Origin of the sequence: Methyloglobulus sp., from assembly GCF_040079455.1 — a bacterium.
GTDB lineage: Bacteria > Pseudomonadota > Gammaproteobacteria > Methylococcales > Methylomonadaceae > Methyloglobulus.
This window is the reverse complement of record NZ_JBEBKJ010000081.1, coordinates 1-16,462: the sequence shown is the minus strand read 5'-3', so window position 1 is coordinate 16,462 and position 16,462 is coordinate 1. Positions and strand designations below refer to the sequence as shown.

General features: G+C 42.1%; 17 protein-coding genes. 8 read left to right on the top strand and 9 right to left on the bottom strand.

The annotated features are described in order from the left end of the window. Nucleotides 1-299 precede the first annotated feature (299 nt). Nucleotides 300-1,145, bottom strand: a complete 846-nt coding sequence (speE, locus tag ABL924_RS14970) for a polyamine aminopropyltransferase (protein ID WP_349027903.1) — start codon at nucleotides 1,143-1,145, stop codon at nucleotides 300-302. A gap of 295 nt (nucleotides 1,146-1,440) precedes the next feature. On the opposite strand from speE, the gene speA reads away from it, so the two are divergent. Beyond that, nucleotides 1,441-3,282: a biosynthetic arginine decarboxylase gene (gene speA, locus ABL924_RS14965; protein ID WP_349027902.1), complete on the top strand. Its 1,842-nt coding sequence runs from the start codon at nucleotides 1,441-1,443 to the stop codon at nucleotides 3,280-3,282. Between the two features lie 228 nt (nucleotides 3,283-3,510). After that, entirely contained in the window at nucleotides 3,511-4,044 is a 534-nt protein-coding gene (locus ABL924_RS14960) for a hypothetical protein (RefSeq protein ID WP_349027901.1), read from the top strand. A gap of 320 nt (nucleotides 4,045-4,364) precedes the next feature. On the opposite strand, the gene ABL924_RS14955 is transcribed toward ABL924_RS14960, so the two are convergent. Both ABL924_RS14955 and ABL924_RS14950 read right to left on the bottom strand, forming a co-directional pair. Further along, entirely contained in the window at nucleotides 4,365-5,105 is a 741-nt protein-coding gene (locus ABL924_RS14955; RefSeq protein WP_349027900.1) for a Crp/Fnr family transcriptional regulator, read from the bottom strand. Nucleotides 5,106-5,734: 629 nt separating this feature from the next. Next, nucleotides 5,735-6,400, bottom strand: a complete 666-nt coding sequence (locus ABL924_RS14950; protein WP_349027899.1) for a Crp/Fnr family transcriptional regulator — start codon at nucleotides 6,398-6,400, stop codon at nucleotides 5,735-5,737. A gap of 350 nt (nucleotides 6,401-6,750) precedes the next feature. Between ABL924_RS14950 and ABL924_RS14945 the strand changes: the two genes are divergently transcribed. Beyond that, nucleotides 6,751-7,395, top strand: coding sequence for a response regulator (locus ABL924_RS14945; protein WP_349027898.1), 645 nt, complete (start codon nucleotides 6,751-6,753; stop codon nucleotides 7,393-7,395). Between the two features lie 457 nt (nucleotides 7,396-7,852). On the opposite strand, the gene ABL924_RS14940 is transcribed toward ABL924_RS14945, so the two are convergent. Together ABL924_RS14940 and ABL924_RS14935 are read right to left on the bottom strand one after the other, a co-directional pair. Continuing rightward, entirely contained in the window at nucleotides 7,853-8,755 is a 903-nt protein-coding gene (locus ABL924_RS14940) for an NAD(P)-dependent methylenetetrahydromethanopterin dehydrogenase (RefSeq protein WP_349027897.1), read from the bottom strand. A 29-nt stretch (nucleotides 8,756-8,784) separates the two neighbouring features. Beyond that, a complete protein-coding gene (locus tag ABL924_RS14935; protein WP_349027896.1) occupies nucleotides 8,785-9,693 on the bottom strand; it encodes an NAD(P)-dependent methylenetetrahydromethanopterin dehydrogenase in 909 nt (302 codons plus the stop codon). 408 nt (nucleotides 9,694-10,101) lie between these two features. Here ABL924_RS14935 and ABL924_RS14930 point away from each other — a divergent pair, with 408 nt between their 5' ends. The 5 genes from ABL924_RS14930 to ABL924_RS14910 all read left to right on the top strand — a co-directional run bounded on the left by ABL924_RS14930 (nucleotide 10,102) and on the right by ABL924_RS14910 (nucleotide 12,948). After that, nucleotides 10,102-10,938 (top strand): quinoprotein dehydrogenase-associated putative ABC transporter substrate-binding protein, encoded by an 837-nt coding sequence (locus ABL924_RS14930; protein ID WP_349027895.1) that lies wholly within the window; start codon nucleotides 10,102-10,104, stop codon nucleotides 10,936-10,938. 198 nt (nucleotides 10,939-11,136) lie between these two features. Beyond that, nucleotides 11,137-11,526, top strand: coding sequence for a sulfurtransferase complex subunit TusD (tusD, locus tag ABL924_RS14925; RefSeq protein ID WP_349027894.1), 390 nt, complete (start codon nucleotides 11,137-11,139; stop codon nucleotides 11,524-11,526). Between the two features lie 14 nt (nucleotides 11,527-11,540). Then, on the top strand, nucleotides 11,541-11,897 hold the full coding sequence (gene tusC, locus ABL924_RS14920; protein WP_349027893.1) for a sulfurtransferase complex subunit TusC: 357 nt from the start codon (nucleotides 11,541-11,543) through the stop codon (nucleotides 11,895-11,897). Nucleotides 11,898-12,051: 154 nt separating this feature from the next. Further along, nucleotides 12,052-12,432 (top strand): DUF3597 domain-containing protein, encoded by a 381-nt coding sequence (locus ABL924_RS14915; RefSeq protein ID WP_349027892.1) that lies wholly within the window; start codon nucleotides 12,052-12,054, stop codon nucleotides 12,430-12,432. Between the two features lie 282 nt (nucleotides 12,433-12,714). Continuing rightward, nucleotides 12,715-12,948 (top strand): hypothetical protein, encoded by a 234-nt coding sequence (locus ABL924_RS14910; RefSeq protein WP_349027891.1) that lies wholly within the window; start codon nucleotides 12,715-12,717, stop codon nucleotides 12,946-12,948. A 306-nt stretch (nucleotides 12,949-13,254) separates the two neighbouring features. Here the strand turns inward: ABL924_RS14910 and ABL924_RS14905 are convergent, their stop codons facing one another. The 4 genes from ABL924_RS14905 to ABL924_RS14890 form a co-directional block, all read right to left on the bottom strand. Further along, the gene (locus ABL924_RS14905; RefSeq protein WP_349027890.1) at nucleotides 13,255-13,815 is read right to left on the bottom strand and encodes a hypothetical protein; all 561 of its coding nucleotides are present in this window, start codon (nucleotides 13,813-13,815) and stop codon (nucleotides 13,255-13,257) included. A gap of 107 nt (nucleotides 13,816-13,922) precedes the next feature. Then, nucleotides 13,923-14,414, bottom strand: a complete 492-nt coding sequence (locus ABL924_RS14900; RefSeq protein WP_349027889.1) for a hypothetical protein — start codon at nucleotides 14,412-14,414, stop codon at nucleotides 13,923-13,925. Nucleotides 14,415-14,431: 17 nt separating this feature from the next. Beyond that, nucleotides 14,432-15,046, bottom strand: coding sequence for a hypothetical protein (locus ABL924_RS14895; protein WP_349027888.1), 615 nt, complete (start codon nucleotides 15,044-15,046; stop codon nucleotides 14,432-14,434). 107 nt (nucleotides 15,047-15,153) lie between these two features. Further along, on the bottom strand, nucleotides 15,154-16,344 hold the full coding sequence (locus ABL924_RS14890) for a M12 family metallopeptidase (protein ID WP_349027887.1): 1,191 nt from the start codon (nucleotides 16,342-16,344) through the stop codon (nucleotides 15,154-15,156). Nucleotides 16,345-16,462 lie beyond the last annotated feature (118 nt).

The window sequence follows — 16,462 nt, the reverse complement described above, 5'->3', positions numbered from 1 at the left end:
TTCGGACTTGGCCGTGTCGTTTGTTCTTTCATAGCCACCTCTAATGACTTTATAAATCTGCCTCTATCTGCCTCTAGATGTGTCCCGTTTAATTAAACCCTTTCACAATGCGTTGAGTCGCAACCTCAGGGTAAACAATTGACAATGAAGCAAGCCACAACAAAAAACCGAATGTGAGTAGAACTCATCTTGGCACCTAACGATAGCTTTTTAAAATCGTCGATAAAAACATTTAGGAAATCTTTAAGGTTCATAAAATTACTAGCAGTTGCCTAACCTGGGTTGCATCTTTTCATAACTTACCCAAACACCTTCTTCACAAACTCCGGTTGCGCCAAAGCGCCTTTGTGGATATCGACATTGTAATAAAGCGTATCAAACGGTTTATTGGCAGAATCCTGTTCCCTAAAGCCATTCAAGTTCGCTTTACTGGCTATAGTTGCGCTCCACCAACCTGACGGGTAAATACATTGTGGAAAATACAAGGTTTGCAATGCCGCAAAACCTGCCGCTTGCATGGCATCGCGCATGGCTTTGAGTAAATCCAAATGCAACAAGGGAGATTCGCTTTGTTGTACCAGCAAACCATTTTCGCTCAAGCAAGCAAAGCAGCCACGATAGAATTCTTCGTTAAACAATCCTTTCGCAGGGCCGACGGGATCGGTACTATCGACGATGATGATGTCCACCGAATTAGGCGCAGCGTCCTTAATCCACTTGATGCCGTCGATAAACTTCAAATCTGCCCTAGGGTCGTTGTTAGATTCGCACAGTTCGGGGAAATAAATTTCGGCAAGGCGGGTGACGCGCTCGTCAATGTCGATTTGCACGGCTTCTTCCACCGATTTATGCTTCAAGACTTCCCGCAAAGTGCCGCAATCTCCGCCACCGATAATCCAGACTTTCTTTGGGTCGGGATGGGTGAATAAGGCTGGATGGCTAATCATTTCGTGGTAGAGGAAGTTGTCGCGGGTTGATACCATCGTGCAACCGTCCAGCACCATCAGGTTGCCAAAAGTTTCGGTTTCGTAGATTTCGTGGTATTGGAAAGGCGATTGTTCTTCGTGCAGTTTGCGTTTGATTTTTAACGAGAATGCCGAGCCGGCACCCGAATGTTCTTCGGTAAACCATTCTGTTGGATTCATTTTTGGCAGTCCTTGGAAATAAAATCACTATAATAGCATTAAGGTCGTATCCCTTCATGTTTCGACCGTGAATACCACTGTCATTAAGTTAAGAAAACCCCCTCTCCTGCTGGAGTGGGTAGGGGTGAGGAGACACAACACAGGAAAATACCTTTAATTCCCCCGCATCCTAGCCTTCGCCCTCCAAGGATGGAGGAAGTGCGGCAACAGGAATCCATGCTGCCTCCCTCAAGGGACAAGGGACGCGCCGCTTAAATCAAGACACAAAGATGTTTAATGCACACGGAGTTTCATTTTGGACGAACTTAGAGCTAACACCTGGACTATCCTTCAATCCATCCAAACCTATGCGATCAACTTTTGGGGAGATGGTTATTTTTCCATCAATGACCAGGGCAATGTTTCGGTAAAACCCAGCGCAGACAAGGCAACCGAGTTGGATTTGTATGAAATTGCCCAAACCTTACGCGATAAAGACTTATCCTTACCCGTGCTGGTGCGCTTTACCGACATCCTTAAAGACCGAGTTAAACGCCTGAATGACGCTTTTACGAAAGCTTGCACTAACAATCAGTATCAAGGCCGCTATACGCCAGTTTATCCGATTAAGGTTAACCAACAAGGCAAAGTGGTTGAAGGCATTATTTCAGCCGATAACATTGGTCTGGAAGCAGGTAGCAAGCCGGAATTGCTGGCAATTATGGCGCTTTCCAAACCGAGCGGCGTGGTGGTTTGCAATGGTTATAAAGATAGGGCTTATATACGTTTGGCTTTGATTGGGCTGAAGCTTGGCCTTAAAGTCTATCTGGTCATCGAAAAACCGATTGAACTGGGTATGATTCTGGAAGAAGCCGCTAAATTAGACATTAAACCCTGCGTCGGTGTGCGCGTTAGGCTTGCGAGTATCAGCGCAGGAAAGTGGCAAAATACCGGCGGTGAAAAATCTAAATTTGGGCTACACGCTAACGAAGTCCTGCAATTAATTGAACGTCTTAAGCAAGCCAATTTGCTAGATTGCTTACAACTGATGCACTTCCACATGGGTTCGCAAATTGCCAATATCCGTGACATCAAGGTTGCCTTGAAAGAAGCGGGACAATTCTACGCCGAACTACACCGGCTGGGCGCTCCCATCAAGATTGTCGATGCAGGTGGCGGCTTGGGCGTGGATTATGATGGCAGCCGCTCACGACGTGAATCTTCCATCAATTACAGCCTGGATGAATACGCACAAAATATCGTCCGCAGCTTTGCCGAGGTTTGCGCTGAAAATAACCTGCCACAGCCTGACATCATTACCGAATCGGGCCGCGCCATCACCGCGCATCATGCGGTGCTTATCACCAATGTGACTGATATTGAATCGGTTTACAGCAATCAAGCTGACATAACCCCCCTACCCTTCGGCACTAATTTGGTCGAAATTTATCACGATACGCAATTTAATTTTAAGGACGGACAAGAGCAATTCGCACTCGGTAAGGCCAGCATTAATGACTTGGCTAAAACGGAAAATGACTACGCCCTGCGTTGCCAGCAGATAAAAAACCAGCTTAATCCGAACAATCAGAATGAGGCGGCTATCTTAAAAGAACTGAATGAAAAGCTCGCCGATAAAATTTTCTGCAATTTTTCCTTGTTCCAATCCATGCCGGATATTTGGGGAATAGACCAGATTTTCCCTATCATGCCGATACATCGACTGAACGAACAGCCCACGCGTCGCGCAGTTATCCAAGACTTAACCTGCGATTCTGACGGACGTATCGACCAATACATCGACGGCCAAAATATCGAAAAAACCTTAGCCATACATGAAATAGGCAGCAACCAGCCTTATCTCATCGGCTTTTTTATGGTCGGAGCGTACCAGGAAATCTTAGGCGATATGCACAATTTATTTGGCGATACCCATTCCATCAACATTGAACTCGACGACAAAGGCTATCACTTCTACGACTTACAGGAAGGCGAACATGTTAGCGACTTGCTGGATTATGTGCATATCAGCAGCGATGATCTAACAACTGCTTACCGCAATAAACTGGCGAATAGCCAACTTAGCGACCAGCAAAAGCAGGATTACGAAAAGGAACTGATCGCAGGGTTAAAATCCTATACCTATTTATCAAAATAGTCCTAAACTTAACCTAAGGTAAACAAACATTAGGCTATGTTGACATTTGACAAAAACACTTTCTACATCAAATGGTTATATTTTGTTCAGATGATGGCAAGTAGTTGTTTTCGAAAGCCTATTTTTGAAATGACAATAGAACCTAGCAAAAAGCACTAAATTAAAATTTATTCTTAACCAGATAGTATCTGGAGATTCACCACCCACAATAATAAACGAGGAAAAGTAATGGCTAAAAATAAGAAAAAAACATTCCATTGGGCAATAACAGCACTGATGCTTTTCATCATCGGTAATCTGGGTACTGTGTCCGCAAACTTGATGCCATCTGAAACCCTAGCATTGATCAAATCCACCTGTCCAAGCGATCCTAGCCAACGCAAAGAACTCATCCAATTAAGAAATCAAATCACCGCCGCCACAACCCTCAACGAAGCCCGTAAACTGGCACTTTCGCCTACTGACGATGCCATCAACGCACTTAAAAACGCCGAAAATATCATGCCGTTTAGCGATGATTTAAAAACCGCAGAAACTCGACTTAGTGATGCCCGTTCAAGAATCATGCTGGCATCTTCGCAGGAACAAGTCGCCGATGAATTCGACGGCATGATGCTCGCTGGGCTTGATAATGACCGCGCCGCCCACGTCAATATCGGTAGTGGCGGTTGCGATTACTCCACGGGTGAGCTTATTGCCATTGTTGTTGGCTTGATTTTGGGGATAATTCCTGGGATTATTTTGCTTGTGGTGCTGTGTTGATGGATCAACTAAAACCATATGGGAACATCTAAAAATCCCCGACACCCTCGCTACGCTCACCCTCTGGGAGATGGCTAGGGTGAGGGTTGTAAATGATTGATTTTAAATCTCTCATCCCAGAAGGAGAAGGAATTATTTGAATTATTTGAATTATTTGAATTATTTGAATTATTTGAATTATTAGAGATTCCCATATATTAAACCACTTGATGCAAACACAGATATACGCGGTTGAATTTGTAACTAAACGGGCAATCTTAGAAAATACCGCATTTCCAAACAGCCGACACGACACGTTACAACTTGTTTACTGCTGACCTCTACCAAGAAGAAGGCAGTTTTTTATTGATGATCAGTTTCTTATCTTCAATGACTATGTAGCCGCCTTTAATGAGATCGTGCATAATCTTACCGACCATTTCTCTCGATGCACCCACCATGAAGGCCAAGTCTTGTTGGGTAGGCTTGTTCTGGATTACACCGATATTCCCTTCGGCAACCGCCAATTCCTGTAGGACTTTTACAGTCCTCTCATACACATTCGACAAAGCCATCTGCCTAACTTTATCAGTTAAATGCCGGATTTTTTCCGACAACGCGCCTAATAAACTTATTGCCACATCAGGGTGCATTATCAGCCACACTTGAAAATCGCTTTTTGAAATAACGGCACAGACTGTTTTTTCCAGCGTTACTACAGATGCCGATCTCGGCTCATCGGTCAATAAGGCAATTTCACCAAAATAGGATCCGGCTTCCTGAACCAGCAATGTAACTTCTTTGCTTTTATCATCATCACTGGTAAACACACGCACTTTGCCTGAAAGTATTATAAACAAGGCATTGGCGACACTACCTTCCGAGATTATAACTGCTTGCTTGGGGTACTTGATTGTTTTGGCTTTTTCCATAAGTGTGGTTAAAGCCTCGTCAGATACACTCGACAAGAAAGAAGTATTTTTAGCTGGCGGAGAAGCTAACGCCTCGAATTCATTTGCTAAAAATAGGCGTAATCTTTCTTTGACGGTAGCCCGGTTTTCCATTAATGAGACATTGTTCATAACTAAATTTTCTCGGATTTGAAATTATCGAGCGGACTATTTTAAATAGCTCTTCAGATTTCTCATGGTCATTATCAACATTTCAACTAGGCTGTCTATCCGTACTAATACTTATATAAGGGGGATCTCTAACCCCCCCTCTTCCTCTGGGAGAGGGCTAGGGTGAGGGTTGTAAATGATTGATTTTAAAACCCTCATCCCAACCTTCTCCCAAAGGGAGAAGGAGCTTTTTGAATTTTTAGAGATTCCCATAATTGAGTAAGAATACTTATTTGGCCTGTGTTTTGACGAATTGCTGAGCCTACTCACCTAACGCTTAGAATACACCTATTTTCGATTTCAGCAATTATAACTTGCTATAACGCACGAACTAATAGGTAAAATGCTTTGTTTTTACAAGAAAAAACGCACTCAGACGCAAACATTCTTTGATCTTCCACGCCGCTATATTCCGATTAAGTGTAAGGAAGTGCGTTCAAAACCATATTGATTCATATCAAAATAAGCCCATTTAACTATCTCATAGGTATTTCTTAATTTTTAGGTTGTGTCTCTCCGTCAATTGCCGAAGATTACCATTGCAGTAAATAATGCTTTTTAAAAAATATGAAAGCTATTAACAAACCTCTCTACCAGGAAGAAGGCAGTTTTTTGTGTATGATCAGTGTCTTATCTTCAATGACTATATAGCCGCCTTTGGTCAGTTCGTGCATAACTTTATTAATCATTTCTCTGGATGCACCTACCATGGAAGCCAATTCTTGCTGAGTTGGCCGATTATGGATCACACTGATATCACCCTCAATGATTGCCAATTCATGTAGTGCTTTGATAGTTCGTTCATAGACATTCGATAAGGCCATTTCTCTAAGCTTGCCTGTTAACTGCTTAATTTTTTCCGATAGCACCCCTAATAAAATGACTGCCACATCGGGATAATTCAATAACCAATGAATAAAATCACTTTTCGAAATAACTGCGCAGACTGTTTTTTCCAGGGTCACTACAGAAGCCGACCTGAGTTGATCGCTGAGTAAGGCTATTTCTCCAAAGTATGAGCCTTGCTCCTGAATAAGCAACGTAACTTCCTTACTTTTATCATCACTGCTAAATACCCGAACCTTGCCGGAGATAATGATATAAAGCGAACTGCTCTCATCCCCTTCAGAAACTATCATCGTTTGTTTAGGGTATTTTGCCGATTTAGCTCTCTCCGCAAGCGTAATCAATACCTCATCAGATAGTTGAGATAAAAAGGGGATTTTTTTAAGCCCTGCGAATGCTTCTTGCTGCATTTTTTACTCCTTTTCTGGTATTAGCTCACGGCGTGAATAGTAGCGCTCGATGCCAACTTGGTCAGCGCGGCAGTTAGTGTTCATTCTATACTCAAAGTGTAGTCAATCCGATTAAATTATGGGGTTACATCATTAAGTGATCATAATGAGAAAAAATGAAAGACTGTCGGTTTAGCGATCTATTTTTTCAGTTGGTCGTTGATTGAACCTAATCAATTTATGCGCTTTAAATCCAAGCTAACCGCTAACGGATATACTGTGGTATTTTGCTGTATAATCGAGCTAGGCTGGGATACCATTAGGTATTTTATAAGCTTTATCAAAAACTTAATGTTTATTTAAAGATAGTTATGACTCGTATTTTACTCGTCGATGACCATGAGCTTGTGCGAACTGGTCTGGAAGCACTTTTGAATGCTGCTGATGGTATTACCGTCGTTGGTGTTGCCCAATCGGGAGAAGAGGCCGTGAATAAAGTGGGCAACTTAGTTGTGGATGTCGTACTAATGGATATAAATATGCCTGGTATAGGCGGGGTTGAAGCGTGTCGGAGAATTTTACGGCATAATTCAAAAGTTAAAATTATTGCTCTTTCTGTACATAATAATGGACCCATTCCTCAACTACTGCTTAAACTCGGTGTAATGGGCTTCATTTCCAAGGGATCCACACTTGAAGAGATGATTATTGCTATAAGAAAAGTTATGTCGGGAAAGCGTTATCTTTGTACCGAAGTAGCGAATAATTTGGCACTTCAAGGTATGCCTGACAGCCTCGAATCCCCTTTTGCAAAACTTTCCCAACGGGAAGCGGAGGTAGTGACTCTCATCTTGCAAGGAAAAACCATTCAGGAAATGGCTGATATGCTGATGTTAAGTGACAAGACGGTCAACACTTACCGTTACCGTCTATATGAAAAGCTCCAGGTAAAAAATGATGTCGAATTGACCAGACTGGCGGTTAAGTATGGTTTTATTGATGCCGGATTGATTTAATCCACAACACATGGCCTATGGCTATCTCTAAAAATCCCCGACCGACACCCTCGCTACGCCCTCTCCCTGGGCATAAGTATCTACACAAGTATCTGCTCCTTCTCCCTTGAGGGAGAAGGTCGGGATGAGGGGGATATAAACAGTTGATTTTATTCTCCTCACCCCAACCCTCTCGGCAACTGCTCCTGCGTTGCCCTACTACCTACATCCATGTAGGCATCCAGCAGGAGAGGGGGCTTGGTGATTTGGCAACCCATTGTTTTTGTTATATTGAAAAGTTGTGTAGATACTTATGCCCTCCGGGAGGGGGCTGGGGTGAGGGTTGTAAATGCTTGGTTTTAATCCCTCATCCCAACCTTCTCGGCAATATCTCCTGCATTGCCAAGCCACATCCATGTAGGCATCCCAGAGGGAGAAGGTGCCTTTTGAATTTTTCAAAAGGATTCCCTTAATGCGGTTATAGCTCCCTAGCCTTGCTAAAAGCATCTCTGAAATCAAGATACAAAGGCTTATCTGTTTCCAGCATTAGTTTCAATAAGGCATTTTGCAATTGATACTTTACATTACCCACGGCCAGCGCCCCGATGCCCACCGCACCTTTAGAATTGACTGCATGAATTAAGGGGGTTCCCAAATCACTGCGTTTAACGCCCTCTATACCCAGCGGCGGCACTGCGTTCACATCGCCAGCAACCTTGAGCAGCCTGGCCTCACCTAATACCTCTGCACTTAATACTTGAATACCCGCTCTTGCTGTGCAGAAAATAATATCAGCATTAGCAACCAGTCGCGCCTTATCCGCTTCCGAACTGGCACATGATCCTTTCATTGAGCAACCGAAACGCTTGTTGTATTCCCTAGCAACGTCGAGTGCGGTATCGACTGACAAATGATCGGTCAACATAACGTCAGCACCAGCTAACGATGCAATCACCCCAGTAGCAATGCCGACGGCACCGGTACCGCCGATGACGACAGCATGGCAATCCTTCAATTCTTTACCATGTTTTTCCTTCAGTTGTTTTTCCACACAAGCAACCAAGGCAGCAGCGGTGGTGAAAGCCCCACTGGGATCGGCAAAAACGGACACTTCGAACGGAGGAACCATGGCTTTTTTAGCCGCTTCCATCATTTCCACTGCCAAGGCCAAGTTGCGTCCTCCAATAAAAATGCCGGTGCGTTTAACACCGGATGGTCCTCGTGAGAAAATGGCATCTTGAACCAAGCCATGCACACTTTCCGGTTTGACATTGCTGTAAGGCATCATCACATCAAAACCAGCATCCATCGCCATGTTGATGTCAAATGGGCTATTATGGGGCATAGGATCAAGCATGTGTAGAATGCTGCGTTTTTCCATATCTGTCTCTCAATAAGTAATCAGTTATTTTACGAAGTCGATTTGACGTACGCTCTTGCGACTTCAAAAGCGTGTTCAAAATGCAGATAAATGGGTTTATCCGTTTCGATCATTTGTTTTAATAACCGATTTTGCGCTTGATATTTAATATTGCCAATCGCTAATGCACCAATTCCGACTGCACCACTTTTTGATCCCGCAATAATAACGCCATTATGGAAGGCATCGACACCGGCAATACCGGCGGGGGGGACGGCATTAACATCGGCGGCAACTTTCAATCTAGGCGCAGATGCCACTAATTCAGCATTCAACAATTCAATGCCTGCCGCACCAGTTGCCACGACGATGTCCGCTGTCTTTATGAAGTGGCCTTTCTCTATATCCGCACCAGCGGTAATATTGATTTTACCTTCGCCAAATTCATTACTGCATAACCCAGCGGCTTGTTGTGCTTTTTCAAGCTGACGACCGATGATACGCACATGAGCGCCAGCTTTTGCGGCGATCACTGCTGCCGCTTGTCCAACCGGACCCGTGCCACCAAGCGCCAACATGTTTTTTCCAGCCAAGGTTGTGTTGAATTTTGTCATTAACTCGCGTTCGACAGCAGCCATCATCCCTGCCGCAGTGGTAAATGCACCGCTGGGATCGGCAAACACAGACACTTCAAAGGGCGGAACCATGGATTTTTTAGCCATTTTCAGCATATCCATAGCAAGCTTAGTATCACGTCCACCGATAAAAATAGCGGTGCGCTTTAAGTTTTTTGCACTGCGGGAAAAAATGGCATCCTGAACTAAACCTTGAATTTCACCAAGTTCCACATTGATATAAGGTACGGCAGAGACCCAACCGGCATCCATCGCCATATTCACATCAAAAGGGCTAAGATTTTTTGCCGTGGTCAGCATGTGTAAAATATACGGTTTTTCCATAGTATGTCCTCAAGTAAACAGGATCAAAGTATAGAAGAAAAGTCGATGGATTAACACAACATGTGACCAAGCAAATATCTCAGCAAAAATACCATCGTAAATTTTCAATCCGAGCGGTCGCTCTCCGAGAGAGACTTACTGTCGGTAATAAACGATGCCCTGCCGCAAACACCGCGTAATTTTAGAGTACCTCCCTCTTTATCAAATTTTCGATTTTTTGGCTGGATCCATTTTCTATGCTAGGTGCTTAGAATAATCGGCTATGCAATGTGGCGTTAACCGCGACTTCTACTACGCGATAGCACAGGAAGCGTGACAACTAAATTTGCACAATTTATTATTCCTGCCATAAAGTCTTATGCAGTAAACTGTCTTATGTTTACCGAGAAGATCATAACGGAGTGTTTGATGAACCCCCTACCCTTACTTTACCGCCTGTCCACTGGAATAATCCTGCTGACTGCAACATCTATAGTGTCTGCGGAAGCTAAATTCAAAGTCTGTGCTGATCCACTTAATCCACCTTATTCCAGCAAAAAAAAAGACGGTTTTGAAAACAAGATTGCCGAGTTGCTTGCTAAAGAACTAGGGCAAACCGTTGAATATACTTGGTTTCCACAACGCATTGGTTTTATCCGCAACACCTTGATGGCTTCGGTAAAGGAGGATGCAGTTGACAGCACCGAATTCAAATGCGATGTCGTAATGGGCTTGCCCGCAGGATACGACCTGACAGAGACCACTATTCCATATTATCAATCTACCTATGTTTTGCTCATCGTCAGAGGTCGCGGCTGGGATGATATTACTAAAGATGCCGCCCAGCTCACCAATGTGCCTTTGGAAAGACAGGAAAAACTCAAGATTGCCATGTTCGACCAAGGTCCTGGTACGACTTGGTTACAAAAGAGCGGCTTGCTGGACTACGGCATTCCTTACCAAAGCATGTCCGGCGACGATGAAAACAACGTCGCCATGCAGATTGCCAAAGACCTAAAAGCCAAAAAAATCGATATGGTGATCCTCTGGGGACCAATGGCGGGTTATGTTATTTCGCAAAGCCCCAAAAACAGCTATACCGTGATTCCCATGAAATCAACACCAGGCATGCAGTTTGATTTCCCGATGTCGATGGGCGTTAGAAAATCTGATAAAGAAAGAAAAGCCGTGTTGGATCAATTGATTGTTAAAAAAGCCAAAGAAATCAAGGCTATTATCGCCAGCTACAACATTCCATTGTTGTAGCATTTTAATTACATCGATAGGTACTCGTGTATTCAGTAGAAAAACGACAGTCAGTGGTTAGCTAATGAAACTGCGAAAGCATTGTAAAAAATTACTGAAAATTGTATCAATAATTTTTCATACCTCTAATTTTAATAACATAACGGGAATACAAACCTAGGTTTGTATTCCAACTATTTAATTCTGTCATAGTCTCTAATGCGCTTTGCCATCCAAGTTAACGCCAGCCCTTACCAGTCCAATACCGGACACAGTGCTTATCAATTCATCAAAGCGGCTGTGGCACAAGGCCATGAAGTTTTCAGGGTGTTTTTTTACCATGAAGGCATATACCATGCCTTCAAACACAATACTCCACCAGACGACGAGCTAAATCTGACCTTGTGCTGGAGCGAACTAGCACAGCAACATAATATTGACCTCGTGGTGTGCATCTCCGCTGCACAAAGACGCGGTTTATTATGCACTGATGAAGCGCAGCGGCAAAGTAAGCAAGATGATGACATAGCGACAGGATTTCGCATTGGCGGTTTAGGACAATGGGTTGAGGCCTTGATAGAAGCCGACCGCGTTATTGTGTTTGGCTAACTTAGCGGGACAATATGAAAAAGATTTTATTTGCCCTCAGAAGACCGCCCCACTGCGGCACTTACGCCCAAGAAATGCTAGACATCATCATGACTGTCGCCGCATTCGATCAGGAAGTCAGCATTCTAATACTCGACAATGCTGTCTTTCAGTTGAAAAAACAGCAAAATCCCGAAAATGCAGGCTTGAAAGATACAGTAGCAATCTTCAGGGCGCTGCCAATCTACAACATCAACACCGTTTACGCAGAAATGGAATCCTTGCAGGAACGGGGGCTAAGCGTAGCTGACCTGGATCAATCAGTGGTCGAAATCCCAAGAAATAACATCGGTGAATTTTTCAGACAATTCGATCTCGTCCTTTCCGGTTAACAAAGCGCAAATTAGCTAATTTTTTTGTACATAGTGACTATTAATGAATACGCTGGTAAAGTAACCAATCCAACCAGTTATCCATGAATTAACTTACTGATTTAAAACATGAATAAATAACCACCATTACACAACCATTCAAAGAGGATCAACCATGAGTTTTTTTAGTTCAATTCTTTCAAAATTAGGTATTGGTAGTGCTGAGGCTGCAGAAGCCCCTCCCGTTATAGGCCAGCCATCAGCCACGCCTGCCCCCGTAGCTGCGGCCATTAGTGAAGTCGATGTCGTCTCAAAGCTCGCGGGTATGGCGGCCTCAAATCCAGAGAAATTAAATTGGAAAACGTCGATAGTCGATATGTTAAAGCTGTTAGGGCTTGATAGCAGCTTATCGTCTCGTAAAGAACTGGCCGCCGAACTGGGCTGCCCCGCAGAAAAAATGGGTGACTCCGCCCAAATGAACATGTGGCTGCATAAAGCTGTCCTGCAAAAACTTGCCCAAAACGGCGGCAATATCCCAAAAGAATTGTTGGATTAATTTCGTACATCGATCTAAATAAAAGTTCTGTGGGCAAACAGGTTTATCGTTTGCCCACTACCTAATTGTTACCCTCCTCCACTAATACCATCGATATTAGGTAATTTTTGGCATTAAATGACGGTAATTTGTCATTGCATACCAATAAACAACGCGCGTAAATTACACCTAAGTGCTTAAGTCTCAAAAATAATTTGAACGTATTTTTGGCTGAGAGATACTAATCACTGACCGTAATCAATTAGTAAACTGTTTAGCGAAGTTGTCCCGGAGGAATGAGTCATGAAAGTAATAGACGAAAATATCCAAATATTAACGAATCAAATTGAAGTATGGAGTATACAAATATCCGTACTTGCTGCCAAAAAAGAAGCGGCGGCAGCAACGGCAAAACAATTCGCCCAGGAACTGGATGAACTACGCACCAAGCACCTTATTGCGACCCAACAAATACGAGAAATCGAATTACATCAAAGTGGGATGTATATGTGGGAGAACATTGGGGACGGTGGATGAATTATAAGTTGTGTTGGATAAATACTCTCAAAATAAAATTGATACAGAAATATCTGCAAGAGTTTCATATGCTGAAAAAATCAATGGAGTCTGACCCCATTGATTTCGTTCACAAGATAGATTATTAAATTTCGGTAGGTTGCGGGTGAGGAACGAACCCCAACACATCACCCCTCAAATGTTGGGGTTCGTTCCTCACCCGCAACCTACAACTAGCCCAACTTACCGTGTTACAAAATACCCAACATACGGGATTTGATTGTTTATGGTAAAAATGCCCCAAAAAAATAACCAACAACGCAATATTTAACAACCAAGAAAAAAAATCAAGCCTTCTTTTATTATCTTCTTTAGCAACTCTACCGACCCAAACCATAAAATGATGACATGACCAACTAAGATAATAGCTGCCGCAAACAGTAAGAATCTATGGCTGTTTAAGTTAAATAATATAAGGTCAAGATCAAGAGGCCGAATCAATCCAACGCCGAATATTAAAAGTGCCAACAGGCTTATATAGAAAAGTAAAATTCCACTAATTCTAACAGCCGTTTGATTTTGATAAATTGCAGGCATCAAGGTGAGGGTAATTAACATGTAGCTCCATCTAATGGGGATGAGATGGATTGAGCAATAGTCTTTAAAAAAGCTTCCGTACATATTGCAGTAATAACTGAAATCAATAGTTGAATACATTATTATTGCGAGAATCACTGTTATAAAACACCATAAACGCAGATGATTCGAAAAAATTGCATTATCGGAAAATTCGGTATTATTGTACTTTGACTGAGTCATCCAAGAGCCAATAACCACAACAAAAAACGCAAAAATCTGAGCTAAACTAAGAGAGTAATCCGGCATCATAATCTGTAAATAAACTCCGTGATTTAGACACTAAAATATCTAGTTACTACGTTAGAAAGGGCCATGCCTTAAAAGTCATAGCCCACATAAAGTTTATATTTTTATTATTATTGCCAACTAATTGGATATTGAACACTAAAATTACTGACTGGTTTAGCAAAAACAAACGTTTTATCACTACGTTGTGTCATCTCGGCTGCCCCCAGATAATTAACCCTGCCATCAAGCGCCCATGTACTGCTGCTATAAATAGTCCGTTTGAAAAATGGCATGATTAATCTAGTTCCAATTAACGAAGCAGGTTTAGTAGAAATATTAGCTGTAAGTCTCGTTTTTGTTAATTTGTATACATTGTCATATCTTCCATCACGATTAGTATCTGCTGTAGTCTGAGTTAAAATCGCACTATAAGGAATTTTGTTAATAACAAGCGTAGGAATTCTCACCACCATTAATTTATTTGAGGCAAGAGTACCGGTATAACCTGCAGGTGTATTTATGCTAGGCATATTGCCATAGTATATCTTGACACCTATTTTATCTAGTGTACTTAAAAGCGTTGTGCCAGGATATGCCGGATTGCAATAGACAGGTAACATATCCCGTCACGCGTTCGTTATCCCCATGCTCCCCTAAATACACCGCCGGTTATTAAATAGCCAAAGATAACCAGAAGCGCGATATTTAATAACCACGTAAAAAACAGCAAACCTTCCCTGATTAGTTTTTTTAGCAATGCAAATGAGCCAAACCATAAGATTATGACGTGGCCAACTAAAATAATAGCAGCTCCGCACAGTAACAATCTATGGCTGTTTAAGTTAAATAATACAAGGTCAAGATCAAGAGGTCGAATTAAGCCAACGCCGAATATTAAGAGTGCCAACAAGCTTATATAGAAAAGTAAAATTCCACTAATTCTAACAGCCGTTTGATTTTGATAAATTGCAGGCATCAAGGTGAGGGTAATTAACATGTAGCTCCATCTAATTGGGATAAGATGAATAGAGCAATATCTTAAAGGAAAGCAATACGCCCGAAAATCAACCGTTAAAAGTGCTGCTAACACAAGTATTGTCGCTATAAAACACCATAAGCGTACATGGTTCAAGAAAATTGCTTTGTCAATAAACTCAGTTTTTTTGTATTTTGATTGAGTCATCCAAGAGCCAATCACTGCAACAGAAAAGGCACCAAGTTGGTAAAACCCAAGAGAGTAATCCGGCATCATAATCTGTAAATAAACTCCGTGATTTAGACATTAAAATATCTAGTTACTACGTTTGAAAGGGCTATGCCTTAAAAGTCATAGCCCACATAAAGTTTATATTTTCATTATTATTGCCAACTAATTGGATATTGAACACTAAAATTACTGACCGGTTTAGCAAAAACAAACGTTTTATCACTACGTTGTGTCATCTCGGCTGCCCCCAGATAATTAACCCTACCATCAAGTGCCCATGTACTGCTGCTATAAATAGTCCGTTTGAAAAATGGCATGATTAATCTAGTGCCAATTAACGAAGCAGGTTTAGTAGAAATATTAGCGGTAAGTCTCGTTTTTGTTAATTTGTATACATTGTCATATTTTCCATCACGATCAGTATCTGCTGTAGTCTGAGTTAAAATCGCACTATAAGGAATTTTGTTAATAACAAGCGTAGGAATTCTCACCACCATTAATTTATTTGAGGCAAGAGTACCGGTATAACCTGCAGGTGTATTTATGCTAGGCATATTGCCATAGTATATCTTGACACCTATTTTATCTAGTGTACTTAAAAGCGTTGTGCCAGGATATGCCGGATTGCAATAATTCATAATTGAAAACTTATCAAAGGTGCCGACTTTGATATTGCCAATTAAAAATGTACCGTATGGCGAACGCGTTGAATCATTATATGAACATATACTCAGAACTGAATAAGGATCATCGCTCCTGTTTTGTTCGTGGGAAATGCCGATGATATGTCCAAATTCATGAATGGTGATACCTTTAAAACATTCTTCTTTCGTAATAAAAGGATTCTTGGCTTTGCAAAATGGATGAGAATAATTAACGTCAAAATCTAAAACCACACTTTCTCTTAAAAACCTTAACGAACTTCCCAGCCCTTTAACTAAAGGAGAATGATTGCCTCCAATTTTAAAATTTGGATCAACAACAACACTTACGCCGTTGAAGAGCCCTGTTGCTGGACATTGACCGTAGTCTACAAATCTCAGTAAAGAAACAGAATTAGCATCAATGGTTGCCCGATTACCTGCACCCCAAGCATTATTGGCATAAATTAAGGTGTTTTTCATCCGAGCTTCATAAGTGGGATTGCCTTGAATTTTTATTCCTCGTATAGGTTTGCTGTAGTTTTCCCAACAAACAGGAATAACAGGAGAAGGCCATAAATTTACATCCCGATAAAACGCCTTCGCCTTCGGCGTTGCCACAATAGGCGGGTTAACCGTCGCCTGAGCGGAGGCCGTTAGTAACATAATGAGCAGGGTACAAAGTTTATACTTTATAGTCATGAGGGTATCCTCTAAGTTGAGTTGAGAGTGTTTACATAAAGATACATTTTGGCTATAGTAACTTCCTTAATCCAAAGGAGGCGCGGCTATGGCAATCTGTAAACATTGTGGTGTTGAA

Bases quoted from the DNA above. Each gene is read 5' to 3' on its own strand.
- ABL924_RS14900 (WP_349027889.1), bottom strand. From the start codon at position 14,414: ATGTTACCTGTCTATTGCAATCCGGCATATCCTGGCACAACGCTTTTA.
- ABL924_RS14910 (WP_349027891.1), top strand. From the start codon at position 12,715: ATGAAAGTAATAGACGAAAATATCCAAATATTAACGAATCAAATTGAA.
- ABL924_RS14930 (WP_349027895.1), top strand. From the start codon at position 10,102: ATGAACCCCCTACCCTTACTTTACCGCCTGTCCACTGGAATAATCCTG.
- ABL924_RS14945 (WP_349027898.1), top strand. From the start codon at position 6,751: ATGACTCGTATTTTACTCGTCGATGACCATGAGCTTGTGCGAACTGGT.
- ABL924_RS14915 (WP_349027892.1), top strand. From the start codon at position 12,052: ATGAGTTTTTTTAGTTCAATTCTTTCAAAATTAGGTATTGGTAGTGCT.
- ABL924_RS14960 (WP_349027901.1), top strand. From the start codon at position 3,511: ATGGCTAAAAATAAGAAAAAAACATTCCATTGGGCAATAACAGCACTG.
- tusD (WP_349027894.1), top strand. From the start codon at position 11,137: ATGCGCTTTGCCATCCAAGTTAACGCCAGCCCTTACCAGTCCAATACC.
- ABL924_RS14890 (WP_349027887.1), bottom strand. From the start codon at position 16,344: ATGACTATAAAGTATAAACTTTGTACCCTGCTCATTATGTTACTAACG.
- ABL924_RS14935 (WP_349027896.1), bottom strand. From the start codon at position 9,693: ATGGAAAAACCGTATATTTTACACATGCTGACCACGGCAAAAAATCTT.
- ABL924_RS14895 (WP_349027888.1), bottom strand. From the start codon at position 15,046: ATGATGCCGGATTACTCTCTTGGGTTTTACCAACTTGGTGCCTTTTCT.
- ABL924_RS14905 (WP_349027890.1), bottom strand. From the start codon at position 13,815: ATGATGCCGGATTACTCTCTTAGTTTAGCTCAGATTTTTGCGTTTTTT.
- ABL924_RS14950 (WP_349027899.1), bottom strand. From the start codon at position 6,400: ATGCAGCAAGAAGCATTCGCAGGGCTTAAAAAAATCCCCTTTTTATCT.
- tusC (WP_349027893.1), top strand. From the start codon at position 11,541: ATGAAAAAGATTTTATTTGCCCTCAGAAGACCGCCCCACTGCGGCACT.
- speE (WP_349027903.1), bottom strand. From the start codon at position 1,145: ATGAATCCAACAGAATGGTTTACCGAAGAACATTCGGGTGCCGGCTCG.
- ABL924_RS14955 (WP_349027900.1), bottom strand. From the start codon at position 5,105: ATGAACAATGTCTCATTAATGGAAAACCGGGCTACCGTCAAAGAAAGA.
- ABL924_RS14940 (WP_349027897.1), bottom strand. From the start codon at position 8,755: ATGGAAAAACGCAGCATTCTACACATGCTTGATCCTATGCCCCATAAT.